Source organism: Streptomyces sp. NPDC004542, from assembly GCF_040610035.1.
In the GTDB taxonomy this organism is placed as follows: domain Bacteria; phylum Actinomycetota; class Actinomycetes; order Streptomycetales; family Streptomycetaceae; genus Streptomyces.
On the sequence record NZ_JBEXLP010000019.1, the window covers coordinates 57,352 to 79,825 of the forward strand.

The 22,474-nt window shown below is 70.9% G+C and carries 21 protein-coding genes; 18 read left to right on the plus strand and 3 right to left on the minus strand.

What is annotated here, in order from left to right; all coding sequences use genetic code 11:
- Nucleotides 1-231: 231 nt before the first annotated feature.
- From ABZX30_RS13950 to ABZX30_RS13975, 6 genes are all read left to right on the plus strand, one after another.
- Nucleotides 232-651 (plus strand): ATP-binding protein, encoded by a 420-nt coding sequence (locus tag ABZX30_RS13950; protein ID WP_355932923.1) that lies wholly within the window; start codon nucleotides 232-234, stop codon nucleotides 649-651.
- Between the two features lie 284 nt (nucleotides 652-935).
- On the plus strand, nucleotides 936-3,935 hold the full coding sequence (locus ABZX30_RS13955; protein ID WP_355932925.1) for a BTAD domain-containing putative transcriptional regulator: 3,000 nt from the start codon (nucleotides 936-938) through the stop codon (nucleotides 3,933-3,935).
- Nucleotides 3,936-3,953: 18 nt separating this feature from the next.
- Nucleotides 3,954-4,688: an A24 family peptidase gene (locus tag ABZX30_RS13960; protein WP_355932928.1), complete on the plus strand. Its 735-nt coding sequence runs from the start codon at nucleotides 3,954-3,956 to the stop codon at nucleotides 4,686-4,688.
- A gap of 78 nt (nucleotides 4,689-4,766) precedes the next feature.
- Nucleotides 4,767-5,966: a cyclic dehypoxanthinyl futalosine synthase gene (gene mqnC / locus ABZX30_RS13965; protein WP_355932930.1), complete on the plus strand. Its 1,200-nt coding sequence runs from the start codon at nucleotides 4,767-4,769 to the stop codon at nucleotides 5,964-5,966.
- A gap of 7 nt (nucleotides 5,967-5,973) precedes the next feature.
- The gene (locus tag ABZX30_RS13970; protein WP_355932933.1) at nucleotides 5,974-6,429 is read left to right on the plus strand and encodes a hypothetical protein; all 456 of its coding nucleotides are present in this window, start codon (nucleotides 5,974-5,976) and stop codon (nucleotides 6,427-6,429) included.
- Nucleotides 6,430-6,638: 209 nt separating this feature from the next.
- Complete coding sequence (locus ABZX30_RS13975; RefSeq protein ID WP_355932936.1) at nucleotides 6,639-7,334, plus strand: demethylmenaquinone methyltransferase; 696 nt, start codon at nucleotides 6,639-6,641, stop codon at nucleotides 7,332-7,334.
- Here the strand turns inward: ABZX30_RS13975 and ABZX30_RS13980 are convergent.
- Nucleotides 7,321-7,638, minus strand: a complete 318-nt coding sequence (locus ABZX30_RS13980) for a PASTA domain-containing protein (protein ID WP_355932938.1) — start codon at nucleotides 7,636-7,638, stop codon at nucleotides 7,321-7,323. The genes ABZX30_RS13975 and ABZX30_RS13980 overlap by 14 nt on opposite strands.
- A 155-nt stretch (nucleotides 7,639-7,793) precedes the next feature.
- Nucleotides 7,794-8,309: a GNAT family N-acetyltransferase gene (locus tag ABZX30_RS13985; protein ID WP_355932941.1), complete on the minus strand. Its 516-nt coding sequence runs from the start codon at nucleotides 8,307-8,309 to the stop codon at nucleotides 7,794-7,796.
- 48 nt (nucleotides 8,310-8,357) lie between these two features.
- Between ABZX30_RS13985 and ABZX30_RS13990 the strand changes: the two genes are divergently transcribed.
- Nucleotides 8,358-9,692, plus strand: a complete 1,335-nt coding sequence (locus tag ABZX30_RS13990) for a geranylgeranyl reductase family protein (RefSeq protein WP_355932942.1) — start codon at nucleotides 8,358-8,360, stop codon at nucleotides 9,690-9,692.
- Between the two features lie 289 nt (nucleotides 9,693-9,981).
- On the opposite strand, the gene ABZX30_RS13995 is transcribed toward ABZX30_RS13990, so the two are convergent.
- Entirely contained in the window at nucleotides 9,982-10,803 is an 822-nt protein-coding gene (locus ABZX30_RS13995) for a C40 family peptidase (RefSeq protein WP_355932945.1), read from the minus strand.
- A 762-nt stretch (nucleotides 10,804-11,565) separates the two neighbouring features.
- Here ABZX30_RS13995 and ABZX30_RS14000 point away from each other — a divergent pair.
- From ABZX30_RS14000 to nuoK, 11 genes are read left to right on the plus strand one after another with little or no spacing between them, the layout of a single operon-like run.
- A complete protein-coding gene (locus tag ABZX30_RS14000; protein ID WP_007383963.1) occupies nucleotides 11,566-11,925 on the plus strand; it encodes an NADH-quinone oxidoreductase subunit A in 360 nt (119 codons plus the stop codon).
- Between the two features lie 14 nt (nucleotides 11,926-11,939).
- The gene (locus ABZX30_RS14005) at nucleotides 11,940-12,494 is read left to right on the plus strand and encodes an NADH-quinone oxidoreductase subunit B (RefSeq protein WP_007383964.1); all 555 of its coding nucleotides are present in this window, start codon (nucleotides 11,940-11,942) and stop codon (nucleotides 12,492-12,494) included.
- Nucleotides 12,491-13,255, plus strand: a complete 765-nt coding sequence (locus tag ABZX30_RS14010; protein ID WP_355932948.1) for an NADH-quinone oxidoreductase subunit C — start codon at nucleotides 12,491-12,493, stop codon at nucleotides 13,253-13,255. Before ABZX30_RS14005 ends, ABZX30_RS14010 begins: the two co-directional genes overlap by 4 nt.
- Nucleotides 13,252-14,589, plus strand: a complete 1,338-nt coding sequence (locus tag ABZX30_RS14015; RefSeq protein WP_355932951.1) for an NADH-quinone oxidoreductase subunit D — start codon at nucleotides 13,252-13,254, stop codon at nucleotides 14,587-14,589. Before ABZX30_RS14010 ends, ABZX30_RS14015 begins: the two co-directional genes overlap by 4 nt.
- Complete coding sequence (nuoE, locus tag ABZX30_RS14020; RefSeq protein ID WP_355932954.1) at nucleotides 14,586-15,458, plus strand: NADH-quinone oxidoreductase subunit NuoE; 873 nt, start codon at nucleotides 14,586-14,588, stop codon at nucleotides 15,456-15,458. The genes ABZX30_RS14015 and nuoE overlap by 4 nt, the downstream gene beginning before the upstream one ends.
- On the plus strand, nucleotides 15,455-16,804 hold the full coding sequence (nuoF, locus tag ABZX30_RS14025; RefSeq protein ID WP_355932956.1) for an NADH-quinone oxidoreductase subunit NuoF: 1,350 nt from the start codon (nucleotides 15,455-15,457) through the stop codon (nucleotides 16,802-16,804). Before nuoE ends, nuoF begins: the two co-directional genes overlap by 4 nt.
- Complete coding sequence (locus ABZX30_RS14030; RefSeq protein ID WP_355932959.1) at nucleotides 16,801-19,332, plus strand: NADH-quinone oxidoreductase subunit G; 2,532 nt, start codon at nucleotides 16,801-16,803, stop codon at nucleotides 19,330-19,332. Before nuoF ends, ABZX30_RS14030 begins: the two co-directional genes overlap by 4 nt.
- Nucleotides 19,329-20,693, plus strand: a complete 1,365-nt coding sequence (nuoH, locus tag ABZX30_RS14035; RefSeq protein ID WP_355932962.1) for an NADH-quinone oxidoreductase subunit NuoH — start codon at nucleotides 19,329-19,331, stop codon at nucleotides 20,691-20,693. The genes ABZX30_RS14030 and nuoH overlap by 4 nt, the downstream gene beginning before the upstream one ends.
- Nucleotides 20,686-21,336, plus strand: a complete 651-nt coding sequence (gene nuoI, locus ABZX30_RS14040) for an NADH-quinone oxidoreductase subunit NuoI (RefSeq protein WP_355932965.1) — start codon at nucleotides 20,686-20,688, stop codon at nucleotides 21,334-21,336. The genes nuoH and nuoI overlap by 8 nt, the downstream gene beginning before the upstream one ends.
- Nucleotides 21,333-22,175, plus strand: coding sequence for an NADH-quinone oxidoreductase subunit J (locus ABZX30_RS14045; protein ID WP_355932967.1), 843 nt, complete (start codon nucleotides 21,333-21,335; stop codon nucleotides 22,173-22,175). Before nuoI ends, ABZX30_RS14045 begins: the two co-directional genes overlap by 4 nt.
- Complete coding sequence (gene nuoK, locus ABZX30_RS14050) at nucleotides 22,172-22,471, plus strand: NADH-quinone oxidoreductase subunit NuoK (protein ID WP_355932970.1); 300 nt, start codon at nucleotides 22,172-22,174, stop codon at nucleotides 22,469-22,471. Before ABZX30_RS14045 ends, nuoK begins: the two co-directional genes overlap by 4 nt.
- Nucleotides 22,472-22,474: the final 3 nt, after the last annotated feature.

Genomic DNA, 22,474 nt, shown 5'->3' on the forward strand with positions numbered 1-22,474 from the left:
TCCTCCTCGCCCCGACTGCCGTGTGGCAGGGCCTCGTTCGAGGGGAAGATTACGCCAACGACTTGCACCGTCACAAATTGTGGCCATACCGTCGGTGACGCGACGCACACCCTGCGAAACCCCGGGGTACCGGAAGCGCACCGCTCCGTCATGCCGTGACGGCCGCGGCAATGCCACCGCCCGAGACGCGCAGTCCCCTCTCCACCCCTCACGCACCACCGGAGATCACGCATGCCCGAAACCGCTCCCGAGCCCTGGGAGTACACGCTCCACATCCCCCACGACGTCAGGGCGGTCACCGTCTGCCGCCGCACCCTCCGGCTGATCCTGACGATCCACGGCCTGATCCGCCTGACGGACGTCGCCGAACTCCTCGTGACGGAGCTGGTGGCCAACGCCGTACAGCACACGAAGGGACCGGCCGCCCTCCGGCTGGGCTGGAAGAACGGCGTACTGCGCATCGGCGCCTGGGACGCGGACCCCCGCCCGCCGGAACCCCCGCTCCGGCTGGCCGACTTGACGGAATCGGAAGCCGAGGAGGGCCGCGGCCTCGGGCTCGTGGGTGCCTGCGCCGACCTGTGGGGCTGGAACCCGCTGTCGAGGAACGGCCACGCGGGAAAGTACGTGTGGTGCGAGGTGGCGGCCACGTAAGAGCGTCGCGTCGAACGACCGTTCCTTGTGGGTGGTCAGGGTCAGGGTGCGGCGGGCCACGGTTGAATCTCGCCCGAGTTCGGGGTACCCGGCTGGGACCGAAGCCATCAGGGGCGTATGACAGCCACATTGGGCGCTTGCGGGGGATTGTGTGGGGACGGCCGGCCGGCTGGCCGCGTTCGTCCTCCGGGCTTCGCCGTGTCGGTGGGAGTCCTTAGGATCTCTGTAGGCTCGACCCACCCCCCAGACCGACTCCCTCCACCACACCACCCAGGACACCCGCCATGGCGCGACGCAGCACATCAGGCTCGACGGGAAGCCCGAGCGGAGGCCCGGCGAGTCCGCGGAACCGGACGCCGCAGCCGGTGCGTGTGCGGCGGCGCAGCGTCGGGGACTTCGTCAAGGCGTTCCTGGCGTTCGTCGCCCTGCTCGCGCTGGTCGTCGGCGTGCCCGGGGCGCTGGCCGTCACCGTGGGCTGGCCGCTGCCGCACGAGGCGCCGTCGCTCGACTGGCTCCAGCAGGAGATCACGGTCACGACGTTCCTCCATGTGCTCACGGTCATCGTCTGGCTGGCCTGGGCGCAGTTCACGGCCTGCGTGCTCGTCGAGGTCAAGGCCGCGCTCTCCGGTGTCGGTCTGCCCGGCCGGGTGCCCGGTGCCGGGCCCAGTCAGCTGCTGGCCCGTCAACTCGTCGCCGCCCTGCTGCTCGTGGGCGCGACGGCCGCGAGCCTGACGCCGGGGCTGTCGCAGCTCGGGCACAGCCTGGAGGGCAACCAGAAGGGGACGGTCGCCGCGGCCCAGCAGACGCCGGGGAGCCTGTTCACCCAGCCGCGGGAGCAGGCCGCGAGCGCGGCGGCCGCGGTCGCCGAACAGGCCTCGCACGCCGCCGCGCAGGCGGACGCGGGGGGCGGCGGCACCGCCAAGGAGGGCGGCACGAAGTACTACCGGATCCAGCCGCCGGAGGGTCGTCACCACGACTCCCTCTGGGAGATAGCCCAGCGGCACCTCGGCGACGGGCGCCGGTACAAGGAGATCTACGAGCTCAACAAGGACCGTGTCCAGCCCGACGGTTCGCGGCTGTCCGAGGCCAGCCTCATCCGGCCCGGCTGGATCATGGAGATGCCCGGCGACGCCCACGGCGGCGAACTCGTCGAGAACCCCGACGCCCATGTCTCCCACGAGGTGCGGCAGCAGATCCACGACTATGCCGGGACCGGGGACCACACCCGGGAGCAGGGGCAGCAGCACGCCGGCGGCGGTACCGGCGGTGGTACCGGCGCCTCCCACGTCTCCCTGCCCCAGCAGCGGCCCGCCCCGGACGGGGGGCAGGGGCAGCAGCACGCGGCGCCCGCCCCCACCGCCGACGGCTCCGGCGACTCAGGCGGTTCCGGCAGCGACTCCTTCGGCCTGCCCGAGGCCCTCCTCGCCGCCCCCCTCCTCGCCGCCGGCCTGCTCGGCGCCCTCGGCCGCCGGCGCCGGCAGGCGCTGTGGCAGTCGGCGCTCGGTGCCGTCGGCGGTCGGCGCGGCATGGAGCCGCCGACGCCGACCGGGGGCGCCCAGGACGTCCAGGACGCGCTGCTGGTCGGCGCCGACCCGGACGGCGTACGGCTGCTGGACCGGTCACTGCGCGGGCTCGCCGCCTCGCTCGCCGCGGAGTCCCGCGCGCTGCCCGTCGTCTACGCCGCCTGGCTGAGCAACGGCGACCTGCACCTCCAGCTCGCCCAGCCGGCCGGCAAGCCGCCGGCGCCGTGGAAGCCCGGGCAGGACCAGACGTTCTGGATGCTGGCCCGCACCGACGCCGAGCGGTACGAGGACGTCGACACCGCCGCGCCGTACCCGGGCCTCGTCAGCCTCGGCACCATGGACGACTCGAGGCTGCTGCTCAACCTGGAGGCCGTGCCCGGCATCGTCTCGCTGAGCGGCCGGGAGGCCGACCGGGCCGCCCTGTTCGCCTCCGTCGCCGCCGAACTCGCCACCAACGGCTGGTCGGACCGTATGACCATCACCCTCGTCGGTTTCGGCGAGGACCTCACCGCGCTCGCCCCCAACCGGCTGCGCCACCTCGACGGCATCGAGGCACTGATCGAGACCATGGAGGCCGAGACGCGGCAGCGCCGCGGCGCCCTGGGCGCCGCCGGGCACGACTCCGTGCTCACCGGCCGCACCGGCCCCGCCCAGCACACCCGTTGGGCCCCGCACCTCGTGCTGCTCGCCGCCCAGCCCGCCGCCGAGGACGCCGTCAGACTCGCCGAACTCGCCGCCGACGCCAGCCGTCTCGGCATCGGCTACCTGGTCGGCACCGAGACCGGCGACCTGCCCGGCGCCGCCTGGGAGATGGAGATCACCGCCCAGGGCAAGCTGCTCGCCCCGCTGCTCGGCCTCGAACTCGACGCCCAGTTGCTGCCCGCCGCCCAGCGGCAGGCGGTCGTCGAGCTGTTCGTCGAGGCCGACCCCGAGCGCGACCCGGACGGGCCGACCACCACCCCGCCGTTCCTCGTCGACATCAGCGAGCAGGGGCGGCCGGCGGTGTACGCGCGTCTGGTCGGGGCGTACGAGATCATCGGCCTCGACACCCCGGACGGCGACCGCAGCGCGCTGCTGCACGAGGCGCTCGCCCTGCTGCTCCTGCACCGTGAGGGCGTCCACCCGCGCGTGCTGGCCTCCGCGTTGTGGCCGCGCGGCGTCACGGACGACGTGCGGGAGGCGCTCATGGAGCGGCTGCGCGCCTGGCTCGGCACCGACCCGGACGGCAGCCCCCGGCTCAGCGCCGACGAGACCGGACGGCTCACGCTCGCCAAGTCGGTCGTCTCCGACCTGGACGTGCTGCGTTCCCTCTACCACGAGGCCACGCAGGGCAAGGGCGTCGACAGCCGGGCGGTGCGCGGACGGCTGCTCACCGACGCGCTGGTGCTGGTCCGCGGACCGCTGCTCGCCGACCGGCCCGAGGGCCGCTACCGCTGGCTCACCCACGAGATCATCGACGCCCGGCTCCCGCTGCTGGTGGCCGACATCGGCCTCGCGCTGTCCGCCTTCCACCTGGAGAAGGACCGCGCGGAGAAGGCCATCGAGGCGCTGAACGCGGCGCTCAGGACCGCCCCGGACGACGAACGCCTGTGGAACGAGCTCCTGCGGGCCACCCACGCCACCGGCGACCCGGCCCGGCTGCGTTCCCTCGCCGCCGGCCTCCTCGGCCGCAGCGGGGCCCGCGGCCTGCCGCCGCGCACCGAGGCGCTCCTCGACGAGCTCCTCCCGACGTGGCGCGACGGCGCCGCCGCGGCCGGATAGGACCGGGGACGCCTGCGGATGAGTGACGCCCTGCTGGTCGCCGTCGCCGCGCTGTGGGGCGCGGCGGCGGGCACCCTGCTGCCCCGGGCCGCCTACCGCTTCTCCGTCCCGCCGGAGGAGGAGTGGCGGAAGAGCTGTCCGGGCGGCCACCCGGTCGGGGGCTGGACCGGGCGGGCGCGGTGCGCGCGGTGCACCTGGCCCGAGTCGGCGTACGGCCCGGGCGCCGCCCCCCTCGCCACCGTCACCGCCCTCGTCTGCGCCGCCCTCGCCGCCGCCACCGGCACCCGGCCCGAACTCGGCGTCTGGCTGCTGCTCGCGCCCCTCGCGGTGCTGCTGGCGGTGGTCGACCTGCGGGTGCACCGGCTGCCGGACGCGGTGACACTGCCGCTCGCGGGAGCCGCCCTCGGGCTGCTCGGGGTGGTCGCCCTGGTCCCCGAACACGCCGGGGACTGGCTCACCGCCCTGCTGGGCGCTCTCGCCCTCGGCGCCGGCTACTTCGTGCTGTGGCTCGTCAACCCCGGGGCCATGGGCTTCGGTGACGTGAAGCTGGCCCTCGGGATGGGCGCCGTGCTCGGCTGGTACGGCTGGCCGCCGGTCATGCTGGGCACCTTCGCGGGATTCCTGTTCGGGGCGCTGTACGCCGGTGCGCTCGTCGTCGCGCGGCGGGCGGGCCGCAAGACGATGATCCCGTTCGGTCCGTTCCTGATCGCGGGCGCCTTCGCGGGGGTCCTGATCGGCGCGTACACGGCCTGACGTCGGCCGGGCGAAGGCCCTGACGTAGGCTGGATCGGTCTGTCCACGACCCTTGTGAACCGTGCGAAAGGGACCCCGGTGACCGAGAAGGCCGACCTTCAGTCCGTCCTCGACCGTGCCGCCGCCGGTGGGCGGATCACCCCCGAGGAGGCGCTCGCCCTCTACCGCGACGCCCCGCTGCACGCGCTGGGCGCCGCCGCCGACGCCGTACGCCGCCACAAGTACGCCGGTACCGAGCACATCGCGACGTACATCATCGAGCGGAACATCAACTACACGAACGTGTGCGTCACGGCGTGCAAGTTCTGTGCCTTCTACGCGGCCCCCAAGGACACCGAGAAGGGCTGGACCCGCGACCTCGACGACATCCTGCGCCGCTGCGCGGAGACCGTGGAGCTGGGCGGCACGCAGATCATGTTCCAGGGCGGCCACCACCCGGACTACGGCGTCGAGTACTACGAGAAGCACTTCCGGGCCATCAAGGAGGCGTTCCCGCAGCTGGTGATCCACTCGCTGGGCGCCTCCGAGGTCGAGCACATGGCCCGGATCAGCGGCGTCACGGTCGAGGAGGCCATCACCCGCATCCACGAGGCGGGGCTGGACTCCTTCGCCGGCGCCGGCGCGGAACTCCTGCCCGAGCGGCCCCGCAAGGCGATCGCCCCGCTGAAGGAGAGCGGCGAGCGCTGGCTGGAGATCATGGAGGCCGCGCACAAGCTGGGCGTGGAGTCCACCTCGACCATGCTGATGGGCACCGGCGAGACCAACGCCGAGCGGATCGAGCACCTGCGGATGATCCGGGACGTCCAGGACCGCACGGGCGGCTTCCGGGCGTTCATCCCGTACACCTACCAGCCCGAGAACAACCACCTCAAGGGCCGCACCCAGGCGACCCTCTTCGAGTACCTGCGGATGATCGCGATCGCCCGCCTCTTCCTCGACAACGTCCAGCACATCCAGGGCTCCTGGCTGACCACCGGCAAGGAGGTCGGCCAGTTGTCGCTGCACTACGGCGCGGACGACCTCGGCTCGATCATGCTGGAGGAGAACGTGGTCTCCTCGGCCGGCGCCAAGCACCGCTCCAACCGCCTCGAGATCATCGACCTCATCAGGAAGGCGGGCCGGGTCCCGGCGCAGCGCTCGACGACGTACGAGCACCTCGTCGTCCACGACGACCCGGCGAACGACCCCGTCGACGAGCGGGTGATGTCGCACATCTCGTCCACGGCCATCGCGGGCGGCACCGCGCACCCCGAGCTGAAGCTGCTCGCGTCCAACTGATCCACCGGTGCTGACGATTCACGCGGCGGACGAGGTCCGCCCCACCTGGGACGCCACGGACCCGGTCGAGGACGGAGCCGTGGCGGTCGAGGGCACGCGGATCGCCGCCGTGGGCACACTGGCGGAGCTCCAGGAGCGGTTCCCGGGCGCCCGGGTGCGCAGCTGGCCCGGCGTGCTCGGCCCCGCGCGCCTGCACGAAGGGCCGCTCCCCGACGCCCCGAGCCCGCGCGAACGCGTCCACGCCGTACTGAAGCTCGGCGCCGCCGCCGTCCTGGAGGCGTACGTCGACTCGCCCGGGCTCCGGGCGGCCGCCGCTCGCAACGACGTGCTCGTCCTCCCCGGGCCCGGGCCCCACCCCCTCCGGCTCGTCGAGGCCGGCCGCGCCGATCTCGCCGTCCTCGACGACCGCGGCGCGTGCATCGCGACGGTGTGCGCCGGACGGCTCGTACACCGGCGCCGCTAGGGCCTGTCCGACCATTCCCGTCTGCCGCGCGACGCCGTGCACGCTCCCCCAGAGGGGGTGCCCCCACTCGCCGCACCGGGCACACCCCCAGGTACATCCAGGCGACGACGGGAATGGTCCGACAGGCCCTGGCCGGCGGGCGCCTTCCGGACGCTCCCGAAGGAGAAGCCGAGGCTGCTGCCGTGAGGGCGTGCTGCAAGAATGGCGAGGTGACCCGCGCTTCCCTGAACAAGCAGCCGCACGAAGTCGCCTCGATGTTCGACGACGTGGCGGAACGGTACGACCTGACGAACGACGTGCTGTCACTCGGCCAGGACCGGGTGTGGCGCAAGGAGGTCGCGAAGGCGGTCGACGCGCGCCCCGCGCAGAAGGTCCTGGACCTGGCCGCGGGGACGGCCACCTCGTCGCTTCCGTTCGCGCGGACGGGCGCCTACGTCGTCCCCTGCGACTTCTCCCTGGGCATGCTCCAGGTCGGCAAGAGGCGCAACGCCTGGCTGCCCTTCACGGCCGGCGACGCCACGCGGCTGCCGTTCAGGGACGACACCTTCGACGCCGTCACCATCTCCTTCGGCCTGCGCAACGTGCAGGACACGGACGCGGCGCTGCGCGAGATGTACCGGGTGACCAGGCCCGGCGGGCGGGTGGTGATCTGCGAGTTCTCGCACCCCACCTGGGCGCCCTTCCGCACCGTCTACACCGAGTACCTGATGCGGGCCCTGCCGCCGGTCGCCCGGGCGGTCTCCTCCAACCCCGACGCCTACGTCTACCTCGCCGAGTCCATCCGCGCCTGGCCAGACCAGCCCGCGCTGGGCGAGCGGCTGCGCGAGGCGGGCTGGTCCCGGGTGGCCTGGCGGAACCTCACGGGCGGCGTGGTCGCCCTGCACCGGGGTTTCAAGGCGAGCTGAACCCGACGACGGCGTACGGATCGCCCGGCTCGTCCAGTTCGCGTTGCAGCCCGCCCCTGGGCGGCCTCGGGATGCGGGGCTCGCGCACGCCCCCGCCGCCCTCTCCCTCACCGAAGTCGAACCACACGTACACCATGGAGTCCGGGGGCACCTCGGCCCCGGGCTGCGGGTACTGGCGCACGACGTGGTCGACGACGGTGTGGAGGAAGTCCGGCCGGTCCGGGGCATTGAGGAACAGGCCCCAGGCCCGGGCGGTCTCGCGCGCGTCGACGGCCATCAGACCGACGAGACGAGGTACGCGCACTTCGGGTGTTTTGGGTGTTATACGCACAGATGTCACCCCCAGCGGTACTGGAAGGGTAACCCCGCGTACGCGGCAGCCGGAAGCTTCAGGTGTCTTTCTGTGACAGTCGGCTACTCTGTGTAATGAATTATTGGCTGTTCATCGGTCGATCGCGGTCATTTCCGGCTCAGGCTGAGCCGGTAGCAGAGCGCCGGCACGTTCAGCCTCGGGTGCGTGAAGGTCTCGGCGGGTTCCATGCCCAGGCGCCGGGCCACCGCGACGGAACGCTCGTTGTCGGGCCGGATCACGGCCACCACCTCCGGCACGCCCGCCGCCCGCACCCGGTCGAGCGTCTCGCGCGCCGCCGCGGTGACGTACCCCTTGCCCCAGTGCTCCCGCCCGATCCGCCAGCCGATCTCCGTCTCGCCCTTCGGCCCCCACTCCTGCGGCCACGGCTGGGCGCCCGTGAAGCCGATGACCTCGTCCGCCGCGCCGAGCACGGACCACAGGCAGAAGCCCCGCTCGGCGTCGTGCCGGCGCTGGCGGGCGGTGAGCTCCTCGTAGAACGACAGGGCCGCCGACGTGCCGCCGAAGAACTCCATGACCTCGGGATCGTCGAAGGCCCGGTGCCAGGCGAACGCGTCCTCGTGGGTGGGGACGCGCAGTCGTACCGCGGGGAGAGGTCGGTTCACGGAGGCAGCCCTTCAGCCGGGTGATCGATGCTGCTGAATAGACTGCCCATGTCCAGTGCCCTTCGGCACGCACATTACGAACCCTGGGGAGATCCCGCCGTGACCGAGCCCCTCTCCGACAACACCGCCGATGTGATCGTCGTGGGCGCGGGGCCAGCCGGCTCCACCACCGCGTACCACCTCGCCAGGGCCGGACTCGACGTGCTCCTGCTGGAGAAGACCGAGTTCCCGAGGGAGAAGGTCTGCGGCGACGGACTCACCCCGCGCGCCGTGAAGCAGCTCGTCGCGATGGGCATCGACATCTCCGAAGAGGCCGGCTGGCTGCGCAACAAGGGCCTCAGGATCATCGGCGGCGGCGTCCGCCTCCAGCTCGACTGGCCCGACCTCGCCTCCTTCCCCGACTACGGGCTGGTCCGCAAGCGCGACGACTTCGACGAACAGCTCGCCCGGCAGGCCCAGAAGGCGGGGGCGCGGCTCTACGAGCGCTGCAACGTCTCCGGCCCCGTCGTCGACGACCGCACCGGCCGCATCACCGGTGTCACCGCCAAGCTGGGCGAGGAGAAGCGCGAGGTCACCTTCCACGCGCCGCTCGTCGTCGCCGCCGACGGCAACTCCACCCGGCTGTCCCTCGCGATGGGCCTGCACCGCCGCGAGGACCGCCCGATGGGCGTCGCGGTCCGCACCTACTTCACCTCCCCGCGCCACGAGGACGACTACCTGGAGTCCTGGCTGGAGCTCTGGGACCGCCGCGGGCCCCAGGACCGCCTGCTGCCCGGCTACGGCTGGATCTTCGGCATGGGCGACGGGACGAGCAACGTCGGCCTCGGCGTGCTCAACACCTCCGACTCCTTCAAGGAGCTGGACTGGCGCGAGGTCCTGAAGGCCTGGTGCGCCTCCATGCCCCAGGACTGGGGCTACACGCCGGAGAACATGACCGGCCCGATCCGCGGCGCCGCCCTCCCGATGGCCTTCAACCGCCAGCCGCACTACACCAAGGGCCTGCTGCTGGTCGGTGACGCGGGCGGACTGGTCAACCCCTTCAACGGCGAGGGCATCGCCTACGCCATGGAGTCCGGCCAGCTCGCCGCCGACGTCATCGTCCAGGCGCACGCGCGGGCCACGCCCGGCGGGCGCGAACTGGCCCTCCAGCGCTACCCGCGCGTCCTCAAGGACACCTACGGCGGCTACTACACGCTGGGCCGCGCCTTCGTGAAGCTCATCGGCAACCCGAAGGTCATGCAGATCGCCGCCCAGCGCGGCCTGACCCACCCGCTGCTGATGAAGTTCACCCTGAAGCTCCTGGCCAACCTCACCGACCCGACCGGCGGCGACGCGATGGACCGGATCATCAACGGGCTGAGCCGGGTGGCACCGAAGGCCTGATCGCCTTCCAGGCGGTCTTCCGGGGGTCTTCCCGTCCCCGTCCCCTCCCGGGGGCTTTCCGGACCGCCTCCATGCCGTCCCCGGGCCGTTCTCCAGGCCCGGTGGGCGGCCCCGGCGTCCGGCGGCCCGGCCGGCCGGGCCTGACCGCTCGAGGGGCTGCTCGGCGCCGGACTGACGGTGTATCCGACATGTCGGACACCGTCATGGCCGGCCCGGCCGAACGGGACACGCCGAAGGGCCGCTGCCCCCCGAGTGGCTGCGGCCCTTCACGCGTCGGAGTGAGGTGCGGTCAGAGCACCCGCACGGCGCCGGTCGGCGGGTCGTAGGAGAGCGGGTGCTCCCCGACGCCGCTGGAGGGGTTCTGCGCGCCGACGAACATGCCGTCACCCACGTACACCGCGACGTGGTAGGCGCTGCCCGCGCCGCCCCAGTACAGGATGTCGCCGGGCTGGAGGTTGCTCAGCGACACCTGGGTGCCCGCGGTCGACTGGTCCTGCGAGACGCGCGGAAGGCTGATGCCCACCTGCTTGAAGGCGGTCTGCACCAGGCCGGAGCAGTCGTAGGCGGACGGGCCGGTGGCACCGGAGACGTACGCCTTGCCGATCTGCGCCTTGACGAACGCGACGACGGCGGCGGCCGAACCCGTGGCCGTGGACGTGCTCGTGGAGGTGCTGGTGTGCACCGTGGCGGAGGCGGAGGCGGAGAGGGTGGTCCGCTCGGAGGTGCGCGAGGCGCGGGCGGCGGCCGCCTTGCGGGCCGCCTCCTGCGCGGCCTTCTTCCTGGCCGCCGCCTTCTGCTTCGCCTCAGCGAGGTCCGACTTGGCCTGCTTGGCGGCCTTTGCGGCGGCCGCGTCACGCTCGGCCTGCAGTTCGTAGTTCGCGGCGGCCTGCTGGGTGGCGTCCGCGGACCGGGCGACCTGGGTGGCCACGTCGGCCGTCAGGGTGGGCAGTTCGAGGGTCTGCGTCACCGGCTCGGCGGCGTTCGCCGCGCCGGACGCCCCGGCGACTGCCAGGGTGCTGAGGACGCCACCGGCCACTCCGGCCCGCATCGCGATTTTCGACGCGCTGCGGCGGGGCTTCCGGTGGCTGCGTATGTGAGCGGTGTGGGACATGGGAACAAGCGGTACCAGGGGCTCCTTCATATCTTCAAGAAACGTGTGCTGCGCCACATTTACTCAATCGGGCCCCTGAAACCCCCTCGTGTCATTCTTTATTGACGCCGTAACGGACATTACGGGCGTCGGTGATCAAGCCGTTGATCATGGGTTTTCATGATTACGTCCGAATTGCCCTCTGCCTACCATCGGTCGCGTTCCGTGGCCAAGCCCGGTTCTCAGACTCCTCTCATGAATGTGGCGGAGGTCACGGAACGGTCACCGGTGGGGCCGCGTCCCGCGCGCGGATCACGGCCCGGTCACGGCCCGGTCACGTCACGGACTTCGTGAACGCGTGCACGCGTCCACATCCCGCACCGCGCCTCCTTCTGATGTGTGAACGCGGGCCTCTATCAGGACCCGGCGCCCCGTGCCAATTTGCATGCAAGGGAACTCTCTTGATAGTGAGACGCACCCTCCGGCCTGCGATGACGAGCGAAAATGTCACCTCTGGTGATCACTCGGACGCTTCCGGTGCGAAGATCACTGCTCATCCGACTTCATGATCGTTCGTCAGGTGGTGGAGATCACAAAGCTTGTGCAATACGCCGTGTCGCAGATCACAGAGCGGCGGGCATAAGATGCGAGGCAGTCGGGCTTGTGACCTGCTTCACATGTTCTCGATCTTCGCCCAGGACGAGCGGGGTTCGTGGGACCGGTGAGGCGGATGGTCCGACGCAACCGCCAGCAGTCAGTGCCGACTGAGAGGAGCGAGGAGCGGTGAACGCGTATGCGCCCATCCTCGTACTGGGAGCCCTCGGGGCAGGCTTTGCGATCTTCTCCGTGGTCATGGCCACGCTGATCGGTCCGAAGCGGTACAACCGCGCCAAACTCGAAGCCTACGAGTGCGGTATCGAGCCGACCCCCACGCCGGCCGGCGGCGGGCGCTTCCCCATCAAGTACTACCTGACGGCGATGCTCTTCATCGTCTTCGACATCGAGATCGTCTTCCTCTACCCCTGGGCCGTCACCTTCGACGCCCTGGGTGTTTTCGGGCTCGTGGAGATGCTGCTCTTCGTGCTCACCGTCTTCGTCGCCTACGCGTACGTGTGGCGGCGCGGCGGCCTGGAATGGGACTGAGGGGCCTTTAGGACATGGGACTCGAAGAAAAGCTGCCGAGCGGTTTCCTGCTCACCACCGTCGAGCAGGCCGCGGGCTGGGTGCGCAAGGCGTCCGTCTTCCCCGCCACGTTCGGCCTCGCCTGCTGCGCCATCGAGATGATGACCACCGGAGCCGGCCGCTACGACCTGGCGCGCTTCGGCATGGAGGTCTTCCGGGGCTCACCGCGCCAGGCGGACCTGATGATCGTCGCGGGCCGGGTCAGCCAGAAGATGGCGCCGGTGCTCAGGCAGGTCTACGACCAGATGCCCAACCCCAAGTGGGTGATCTCCATGGGCGTCTGCGCCTCCTCCGGCGGCATGTTCAACAACTACGCGATCGTCCAGGGCGTCGACCACATCGTCCCGGTGGACATCTATCTGCCCGGCTGCCCGCCCCGCCCCGAGATGCTGATGGACGCGATCCTCAAGCTCCACCAGAAGATCCAGTCCTCCAAGCTCGGCGTGAACGCCGAGGAAGCGGCCCGCGAGGCGGAGGAGGCGGCCCTCAAGGCCCTGCCCACGATCGAGATGAAGGGGCTGCTGCGGTGAGCGACGCGAACGGCACCGGCGCCGTGAACGGGTCCGCGAACGGGGTCAACCCCGAGACGGACCTCCAGGCCGCCAACCTCCCCGGCCGGCGCGGCCAGGGCGGCGAGGAGATCCGCGTCCAGCGCGGCATGTTCGGCGCCAACAACGGTGGCGACACCTCCGGTTACGGCGGCCTGGTCCGCTCGATCCGGCTCCCGGGACCGGCCACCCGGCCCTACGGCGGCTGGTTCGACGAGGTCGCCGACGAACTCGAGGGCGCGCTGGAGGAACAGGGCCTGCTGCCCGGCAACGCGATCGAGAAGACGGTCGTGGACCGCGGTGAGCTCACCTTCCACATCGAGCGCGAGCACCTGCCGCGCGTCGCGAGGACCCTGCGCGACGACCCGGCCCTGCGCTTCGAGCTGTGCACCGGCGTCAGCGGCGTCCACTACCCGCACGACAAGGGCCGGGAACTGCACGCCGTCTACCACCTGCGTTCGATCACCCACAACCGGCTGATCCGCCTCGAGGTGAGCGCCCCCGACGGCGACCCGCGCATCCCGTCGCTCGTCCCCGTGTACCCGACCAACGACTGGCACGAGCGCGAGACGTACGACTTCTTCGGGATCGTCTTCGACGGCCACCCGGCCCTGACCCGGATCATGATGCCGGACGACTGGCAGGGCCACCCGCAGCGCAAGGACTACCCCCTCGGCGGCATCCCCGTCGAGTACAAGGGCGCCCAGATCCCGGCTCCGGACCAGCGGAGGTCGTACTCGTGAGCACGCAGTCAGCAGCCGCGTCCGCCGCGTCGGCACGTGAGACCACCGAGGGCACCGTCTACACGGTCACCGGTGGCGACTGGGACGAGGTCGTCCAGTCCGCGGCCCGCGCCGACGACGAGCGCATCGTCGTCAACATGGGTCCCCAGCACCCCTCCACCCACGGGGTGCTCCGCCTGATCCTGGAGATCGAGGGCGAGACGGTCACCGAGGCCCGCTGCGGCATCGGCTACCTCCACACCGGCATCGAGAAGAACCTCGAGTTCCGCACGTGGACGCAGGGCACCACGTTCGTGACGCGCATGGACTACCTGACGTCCTTCTTCAACGAGACCGCCTACTGCCTCGCCGTCGAGAAACTCCTCGGCATCGAGGACCAGGTCACCGAGCGGGCCGAGATCATCCGGGTGCTCCTGATGGAGCTGAACCGGTTGTCCTCCCACCTGGTGTGCATCGCCACCGGCGGCATGGAACTCGGCGCCACCACGATCATGATCTACGGATTCCGTGATCGTGAAATGATTCTCGACATCTACGAGCTCATCACGGGCCTCAGGATGAACCACGCGTACATCCGCCCCGGCGGACTCGCGCAGGACCTGCCGCCCGGCGCGGTGGACCACATCCGCGAGTTCGTGAAGAAGATGAAGAAGAACCTCCCGGAGTACGACAAGCTCGCCACCGGGAACCCCATCTTCAAGGCCCGCATGCAGGACATCGGCTACCTCGACCTGTCCGGCTGCATGGCCCTCGGCGCCACCGGCCCGATCCTGCGCGCCGCCGGACTGCCGCACGACCTGCGCAAGACACAGCCGTACTGCGGCTACGAGACGTACGACTTCGAGGTCCCGACCGCGGACTCCTGCGACGCCTACGGCCGCTTCCTGATCCGCCTGGAGGAGATGCGCCAGTCGCTCAGGATCATCGAGCAGTGCCTGGACCGGCTGCAGCCGGGCCCGGTCATGGTCGCCGACAAGAAGATCGCCTGGCCCGCCCAGCTCGCGCTGGGACCGGACGGCCTCGGCAACTCCCTCGACCACATCAAGAAGATCATGGGTACCTCCATGGAGGCCCTGATCCACCACTTCAAGCTGGTCACGGAGGGCTTCCGCGTCCCGCCGGGACAGGCGTACGCGGCGGTCGAGTCACCCAAGGGCGAGCTCGGGGTGCACGCGGTGTCCGACGGCGGCACCCGCCCCTACCGGGTCCACTTCCGCGACCCGTCCTTCACCAACCTGCAGGCCATGGCGGCGATGTGCGAGGGCGGCCAGGTCGCCGACGTCATCGTCGCCGTCGCGTCCATCGACCCCGTGATGGGAGGCGTCGACCGGTGACCACCTCTTCTTCGGAGCGGGGCGTCAGCCTCGGCATGCCCGAGCTGCCGGCGCCCGGCTACCCGGACGATGTCCGGGCCCGGCTGGAGGCGGACGCGCGCGAGATCATCGCCCGCTACCCCGACTCCCGATCGGCCCTGCTGCCGCTGCTGCACCTGGTGCAGTCGGAGGAGGGCCACGTCACGCGCACCGGGATGCGGTTCTGCGCGGACATGCTGGAGCTGACCACGGCGGAAGTCACCGCGGTCGCCACCTTCTACACCATGTACCGGCGGGGGCCGTCCGGTGACTACCAGGTCGGTGTCTGCACCAACACCCTGTGCGCGGTCATGGGCGGCGACGCGATCTTCGAGGAGCTCCAGGAGCACCTGGGCGTCCCGAACGGCGGGACCACCGACGACGGCAAGATCACGCTGGAGCACATCGAGTGCAACGCGGCCTGCGACTACGCGCCGGTCGTGATGGTGAACTGGGAGTTCTTCGACAACCAGACCCCGGCCAGCGCCACCCGCCTGGTCGACGACCTGCGCGCGGGACGGCCCGTCGAGCCCACCCGCGGGGCCCGCCTGTGCACCTTCAAGGAGACCGCCCGGATCCTGGCCGGCTTCCCCGACGAGCGGCCAGGGGCCGTCGAGGAGAGCGGCGGCGCGGGACCCGCTTCGCTGGTGGGCCTCCGCCTGGCGAGGGGAGAGGCCGCACCCGCGCGGGTGGTGCATCCGCGGGACGGCGGACCGCACGACGAACCGCAGGACCGGGCGGCGAACGAGCCGTCGCCGGCCGAACACCTCAGTTCGCACGACGCGCCGCAGGAGACATCGGCCTCAGACCCCTCCCACCCGGCAGGGCCTACCGCCGAGGAGGGTGAGTGATGAGCGTGGCCGCCGAACTCAAGGACACCAGCCCGGAGAAGCTGCTCGCACCCGTGCTGTCGGCATTCTGGGACGAGGACAGGTCCTGGACGCTGGACGTCTACCGGAGGCACGAGGGGTACGAGGGGCTCCGCAAGGCCCTCGCCATGTCACCGGACGACCTGATCGCGTACGTCAAGGAGTCCGGTCTGCGCGGACGGGGCGGCGCGGGGTTCCCGACGGGAATGAAGTGGCAGTTCATTCCGCAGGGAGATGGAAAACCGCACTATCTGGTTGTCAACGCCGACGAGTCGGAGCCCGGGACCTGCAAGGACATCCCGCTCCTGTTCGCCAATCCGCACAGCCTCATCGAGGGCATCGTCATCGCGTGTTACGCCATCAGGTCGTCGCATGCCTTCATCTATCTGCGGGGCGAGGTCGTCCCCGTCCTGCGGCGGTTGCACGAGGCCGTGCGCGAGGCCTACGCGGCGGGCTACCTCGGCGAGAACATCCTGGGCAGCGGACTCGACCTCCAGCTCACCGTGCACGCCGGTGCCGGCGCGTACATCTGCGGTGAGGAGACCGCACTGCTCGACTCGCTCGAAGGCCGCCGTGGTCAACCGCGGCTGCGTCCCCCCTTCCCTGCCGTCGAGGGCCTCTACGCGTGCCCCACTGTGGTGAACAACGTCGAGTCGATCGCGTCGGTTCCCGCCATCCTGAACAACGGCAAGGAATGGTTCAGGTCGATGGGCAGCGAGAAGTCCCCGGGCTTCACGCTCTACTCGCTCAGCGGCCACGTCGCCAGCCCCGGCCAGTACGAGGCCCCGCTCGGCATCACACTCCGTCAGCTCCTCGACATGAGCGGCGGGATGCGCCCCGGGCACCGGCTGAAGTTCTGGACTCCCGGCGGCTCCTCGACGCCGATGTTCACCGACGAGCACCTCGACGTCCCGCTCGACTACGAAGGAGTGGGCGCCGCGGGATCCATGCTCGGCACCAAGGCACTGCAGTGCTTCGACGAGACCACCTGCGTCGTGCGGGCCGTGACCCGCTGGACCGAGTTCTACGCCCACGAGTCCTGCGGCAAGTGCACGCCCTGCCGCGAGGGAACGTACTGGCTGGTGCAGTTGCTGCGGGACATCGAGGCCGGCAAGGGCGTCACGTCCGACCTCGACAAGCTCGCCGACATCGCCGACAACATCAACGGCAAGTCCTTCTGCGCCCTCGGCGACGGCGCCGCCTCGCCGATCTTCTCCTCGCTCAAGTACTTCCGCGAGGAGTACGAGCAGCACATCACGGGCCGGGGCTGTCCCTTCGACCCGGCCAAGTCGACGGCCTGGGCGGACCGCCCGGAGGTGAACGCATGACCGTGACCACCAGTTCTCCCACGGGCGGGGGACAGGCGGCGGTCCCGCCGGAAGACCTCGTCACGCTGACGATCGACGGCATCGAGATCAGCGTCCCCAAGGGCACCCTGGTCATCCGGGCCGCCGAACAGCTCGGCATCGAGATCCCCCGCTTCTGCGACCACCCCCTGCTCGACCCGGCCGGCGCCTGCCGCCAGTGCATCGTCGAGGTCGAGGGCCAGCGCAAGCCGATGGCGTCCTGCACGATCACGTGCACCGACGGGATGGTGGTGAAGACCCACCTCACCTCACCCGTCGCCGAGAAGGCCCAGCACGGTGTGATGGAGCTGCTGCTCATCAACCACCCGCTGGACTGCCCGGTCTGCGACAAGGGCGGCGAGTGCCCGCTGCAGAACCAGGCCATGTCGCACGGCAACGCCGAGTCCCGCTTCGGCGGCAGGAAGCGGACCTACGAGAAGCCGGTCCCGATCTCCACACAGGTACTGCTCGACCGCGAGCGGTGCGTGCTGTGCGCCCGCTGCACCCGGTTCTCCCACCAGGTCGCGGGCGACCCGATGATCGAGCTGATCGAGCGGGGCGCGCTCCAGCAGGTCGGCACCGGCGAGGGCGACCCGTTCGAGTCGTACTTCTCCGGCAACACCATCCAGATCTGCCCGGTCGGCGCGCTCACCTCGGCGGCCTACCGCTTCCGCTCCCGCCCGTTCGACCTGATCTCGTCGCCGTCGGTCTGCGAGCACTGCTCGGGCGGCTGCGCGACCCGTACCGACCACCGGCGCGGCAAGGTCATGCGGCGGCTCGCCGCCGACGACCCCGAGGTCAACGAGGAGTGGATCTGCGACAAGGGACGCTTCGCGTTCCGGTACGCGCAGGTCAAGGACCGGCTCGACACGCCGCTGGTGCGAAACGCCGAGGGCGAGCTGGCACCGGCCTCCTGGCCGGAGGCGCTGCAGATCGCCGCCCAGGGCCTGCTGGCCTCGCGCGGCCGGACCGGTGTCCTCACCGGCGGACGCCTCACCGTCGAGGACGCCTACGCGTACAGCAAGTTCGCCCGCGTGGCCCTCGGCACCAACGACATCGACTTCCGCGCGCGCGTGCACAGCGGCGAGGAGGCCGACTTCCTGGCGGCCCGGGTGGCGGGGCGCGGCCATGACCTCTGGGGGTCCCCCCGGACGGAGTCCGGGGGAGGTACGGGCGTGACCTACGCCTCCCTCGAGAAGGCGCCCGCCGTCCTGCTGGTCGGGTTCGAGTCCGAGGAGGAGGCGCCCGGCGTCTTCCTGCGGCTGCGCAAGGCCTGGCGCAAGCGCAAGCAGAAGGTGTTCTCGCTGGCCACGCACGCCACGCGCGGCCTGGAGAAGGCGGGTGGCACCCTGCTGCCGGCCGCTCCCGGCACCGAGCCCGAGTGGCTGGACGCCCTCGCCGGCGGTGTCGGCCTCGAGGACGCCGGGATGCTGGCCGGCGAGGCGCTGCGCACCGAGGGCGCGGTGATCGTCGTCGGTGAGCGGCTGGCCTCGGTCGCCGGTGGCCTCACCGCCGCCGTACGCGCCGCGTCCGCGACCGGAGCGCGGCTGGTGTGGATCCCGCGGCGGGCGGGGGAGCGCGGCGCGATCGAGGCGGGTGCGCTGCCGTCGCTGCTGCCGGGCGGGCGTCCGGCTACCGACCCGCGCGCGCGTGAGGAGGTCGCCGCCGTCTGGGGGCTGGCCGAACTCCCGCACCGCTACGGCCGCGACACCGCCCAGATCATCGAGGCCGCCGCCGGCGGTGAACTCCAGGCCCTGCTGGTCGCCGGTGTGGAGGTCGCCGACCTGCCGGATCCGGCGCGTGCGCGTGAGGCGCTGCAGGAGGCCGGTTTCGTGGTGTCGCTGGAGCTGCGGCCCAGCGAGGTCACCGCGCACGCCGACGTCGTCCTGCCGGTCGCCGCGGTCGCCGAGAAGGCGGGCGCCTTCCTCAACTGGGAGGGCAGGGTCCGCTCCTTCGAGGCCGCGCTCAAGCCGGACCAGATGACCCGTCGCCTGGCACCGTCCGACGCGCGGGTGCTGCAGATGCTGGCCGACGCCATGGACGTCCACCTCGGCCTGCCGGACCTGCGGACCACGCGCGCGGAACTGGACCGGCTCGGCGCCTGGGACGGACCGCGGGCCTCCGCGCCGCTGGGAACGGCGGGTGTGCTGCCGCGTCCCGCCGCCGGGGAGGCCGTGCTCGCCGGGCACCGGCTGCTGCTCGACCAGGGCGTGCTCCAGGAGGGCGACGAGGCGCTCGCCGGAACCCGGCACGCGGCACGCGCGCGCCTGTCCGCCGCGACGGCCGCCGAGGCGGGCGTCAAGGACGGCGACGCCCTCGCGGTGACCGGCCCCGCCGGGACCGTGGAACTCCCGCTCCAGGTCACCGAGATGCCCGACCGGGTGGTCTGGCTCCCGCTGAACTCCGTCGGCGGCGGCGTCGCCTCCGACACCGGGGCACAGCCCGGCACCCTCGTCCGCATCGGCCCGGCGGCACTCGCCGAACAGGCCCCCAAGGAGGTGGAGGCATGAGCCCGTACCTCGCCGCTGAAGACCTCTCGATGTTCGGCCGCGACCCCTGGTGGCTGGTCGTCGTCAAGGCCGTCTTCTGCTTCGCCTTCCTGATGGTGACCGTGCTGTTCTCCATCGTGTGGGAGCGCAAGGTCGTCGCCTGGATGCAGCTGCGCATCGGCCCCAACCGGCACGGCCCCTGGGGCATGCTCCAGTCGCTCGCCGACGGCATCAAGCTGATGCTGAAGGAAGACGTCATCGTCAAGCGCGCGGACAAGGTGGTGTACGTCCTCGCGCCGATCGTCGCGGCCATCCCGGCCTTCATGGCGATCGCGGTGATCCCCTTCGGACCGGCCGGCAACGAGATCTCGATCTTCGGGCACCGCACCACGATGCAGCTCACCGACCTGCCGATCGCGATGCTCTACATCCTCGCGGTCGCCTCGGTCGGCATCTACGGCATCGTGCTGGCGGGCTGGAGTTCCGGCTCCACCTATCCGCTCCTCGGCGGCCTGCGCTCCTGCGCGCAGATGATCTCCTACGAGATCGCCATGGGCGCGGCGTTCGCCTCGGTGTTCCTCTACTCGGGTTCGATGTCGACGTCGACGATCGTCGAACAGCAGCACGACCGCTGGTACGTCCTGCTGCTGCCGGTCTCCTTCATCATCTACATCGTCACCATGGTGGGCGAGACCAACCGCGCCCCCTTCGACATGCCGGAGTCCGAGGGCGACCTGGTCGGCGGCTTCAACACCGAGTACTCGTCGATCAAGTTCGCGATGTTCATGCTCGCCGAGTACGTCAACATGGTGACGGTCTCGGCCGTGTCGACCACCCTGTTCCTCGGCGGCTGGCGCGCCCCCTGGCCGGTCAGCACCTTCTGGGAGGGCGCGAACCACGGCTGGTGGCCGATGCTCTGGTTCGTGATCAAGGTCCAGCTGCTGCTGTTCTTCTTCATCTGGCTGCGCGGCACGCTCCCGCGCGTCCGCTACGACCAGCTGATGAAGCTCGGCTGGAAGGTGCTCATCCCGGTCTCCGTGACGTGGCTGATGCTCGTCGCGACCGTGCGGACCCTCAGGAACGAGAACTACGACTTCGCCGACATCGCCCTCTACGTCGGCGGCGCCGTCCTGGCCCTGCTCCTGCTGTCCTTCGTCGCCGACATCTTCCGCGACAAGGCCAAGGCGGCCGAACCGTCCGCCCCCCAGCCGGCCGCGTTCGACCCGATGGCCGGCGGATTCCCCGTGCCGCCGCTGCCCGGGCAGGAGCTGCCGCCGGTGCCCCGGCGCCGCTCGCGCCGCGAGGGGGAGCTGGTTGTCAGTGGTGGGCCGGACACTGTCAGTGACGGATCTACGGATGGAAAGGAGGCGTCCGATGGCTGAGGAGCCCCAGGAGGCCGGGCAGACGAAGCCCGGCTTCCAGAACCCGGTGGCCGGCTTCGGCGTGACCTTCAAGGCCATGTTCAAGAAGCGGCTGACCGAGCAGTACCCGGAGCAGAAGAAGACCACGGCCCCGCGGTTCCACGGACGGCACCAGCTCAACCGCCATCCGGACGGCCTGGAGAAGTGCGTCGGCTGCGAACTGTGCGCCTGGGCCTGCCCCGCCGACGCCATCTACGTCGAGGGCGCCGACAACACCGACGAGGAACGCTACTCGCCGGGCGAGCGGTACGGCCGCGTCTACCAGATCAACTACGCCCGCTGCATCCTGTGCGGCCTGTGCATCGAGGCGTGCCCCACGCGCGCGCTGACGATGACCAACGAGTTCGAGCTGGCCGACAGCAGCCGCGCCAACCTCATCTACACCAAGGAGCAACTGCTCGCCGGACTCGAGGAGGGCATGGTCGACTCCCCGCACGCCATCTACCCGGGCATGGACGAGCAGGACTACTACCGGGGCCTGGTCACCGAGGCCGCGCCCGGGACCGTACGGCAGGTGGCCCGCTCCAAGGGCGAGGTGCCGCAGGAGGCCGCCTCGGCCTTCGGCGCGGACGAACCCGCCTCGGGGAAGGTGACCGGCCGATGACCGCGCAGCTCGCCGCCTACTCCACCTCCACCGGAGAGGCCTTCCAGTTCTGGGTCCTCGGCACCGTCGCCGTGCTCGGCGCCCTGTGCACCGTCTTCATGAAGAAGTCCGTGCACAGCGCGCTCTGTCTCGCCGGCACCATGATCGTCCTGGCGGTGTTCTACCTCGCCAACGGCGCCTACTTCCTGGGGATCGTCCAGATCGTCGTCTACACCGGCGCGATCATGATGCTGTTCCTGTTCGTGGTGATGCTCGTCGGCGTCACGGCCGCGGACTCGCTGAAGGAGACCATCAAGGGCCAGCGCTGGCTGGCCCTGCTGTGCGGGGTCGGCTTCGGTGTCCTGCTGCTCGCGGGCATCGGGAACGCCTCCCTGAAGGAGTTCGACGGCACCGGCCAGGCGAACGCGCACGGCAACGTGCAGGGCCTGGCGTCCCTCATCTTCACCACGTACGTGTTCGCCTTCGAAATCACCGGCGCCCTGCTCATCACGGCAGCCGTCGGGGCCATGGTGCTCACCCACCGCGAGCGGACCGAACGCGCCAAGACGCAGCGCGAGCTGTCGGAACAGCGCGTCCGCCAGGGCACGCACGTGCCGCCGCTGCCGGCGCCCGGCGTGTACGCCCGGCACAACGCCGTCGACATCGCGGGCCTGCTGCCCGACGGCACCCCGTCCGAGCTCACGGTCAGCAAGACGCTGCGCGCGCGCGGCCAGATCCGTGACGTGTCGACGGAGGCCCTCAACGACCTGCGGGCCCTGGAACAGCGCGCGGAGGAGCGCCTGGAGCGCACGCCGATCGAGCCGGCGAACTTCAAGCGGGCCGAGGAGGCGTCGAAGTGAACCCCGTCAACTACCTGTATCTCGCGGCACTGCTGTTCACGATCGGCGCGACCGGCGTCCTCGTCCGGCGCAACGCGATCGTCGTGTTCATGTGCATCGAGCTGATGCTCAACGCCTGCAATCTCGCGTTCGTCGTCTTCTCCCGGATGCACGGCAACCTCGACGGCCAGATCATCGCCTTCTTCACGATGGTCGTGGCCGCCGCCGAGGTCGTCGTCGGTCTGGCGATCATCGTGTCGCTGTTCCGCACCCGCCACTCGGCCTCGGTCGACGACGCCAGCCTGATGAAGCTGTAAGGG

What these genes read in the sequence shown, in the direction of transcription:
- ABZX30_RS13950 (WP_355932923.1), top strand. Translation starts at nt 232, where the DNA reads ATGCCCGAAACCGCTCCCGAGCCCTGGGAGTACACGCTCCACATCCCC.
- ABZX30_RS13955 (WP_355932925.1), top strand. Translation starts at nt 936, where the DNA reads ATGGCGCGACGCAGCACATCAGGCTCGACGGGAAGCCCGAGCGGAGGC.
- ABZX30_RS13960 (WP_355932928.1), top strand. Translation starts at nt 3,954, where the DNA reads ATGAGTGACGCCCTGCTGGTCGCCGTCGCCGCGCTGTGGGGCGCGGCG.
- ABZX30_RS13990 (WP_355932942.1), top strand. Translation starts at nt 8,358, where the DNA reads ATGTCCAGTGCCCTTCGGCACGCACATTACGAACCCTGGGGAGATCCC.
- ABZX30_RS13995 (WP_355932945.1), bottom strand. Translation starts at nt 10,803, where the DNA reads ATGTCCCACACCGCTCACATACGCAGCCACCGGAAGCCCCGCCGCAGC.
- ABZX30_RS14005 (WP_007383964.1), top strand. Translation starts at nt 11,940, where the DNA reads ATGGGACTCGAAGAAAAGCTGCCGAGCGGTTTCCTGCTCACCACCGTC.
- ABZX30_RS14030 (WP_355932959.1), top strand. Translation starts at nt 16,801, where the DNA reads ATGACCGTGACCACCAGTTCTCCCACGGGCGGGGGACAGGCGGCGGTC.
- nuoH (WP_355932962.1), top strand. Translation starts at nt 19,329, where the DNA reads ATGAGCCCGTACCTCGCCGCTGAAGACCTCTCGATGTTCGGCCGCGAC.
- nuoI (WP_355932965.1), top strand. Translation starts at nt 20,686, where the DNA reads ATGGCTGAGGAGCCCCAGGAGGCCGGGCAGACGAAGCCCGGCTTCCAG.
- ABZX30_RS14045 (WP_355932967.1), top strand. Translation starts at nt 21,333, where the DNA reads ATGACCGCGCAGCTCGCCGCCTACTCCACCTCCACCGGAGAGGCCTTC.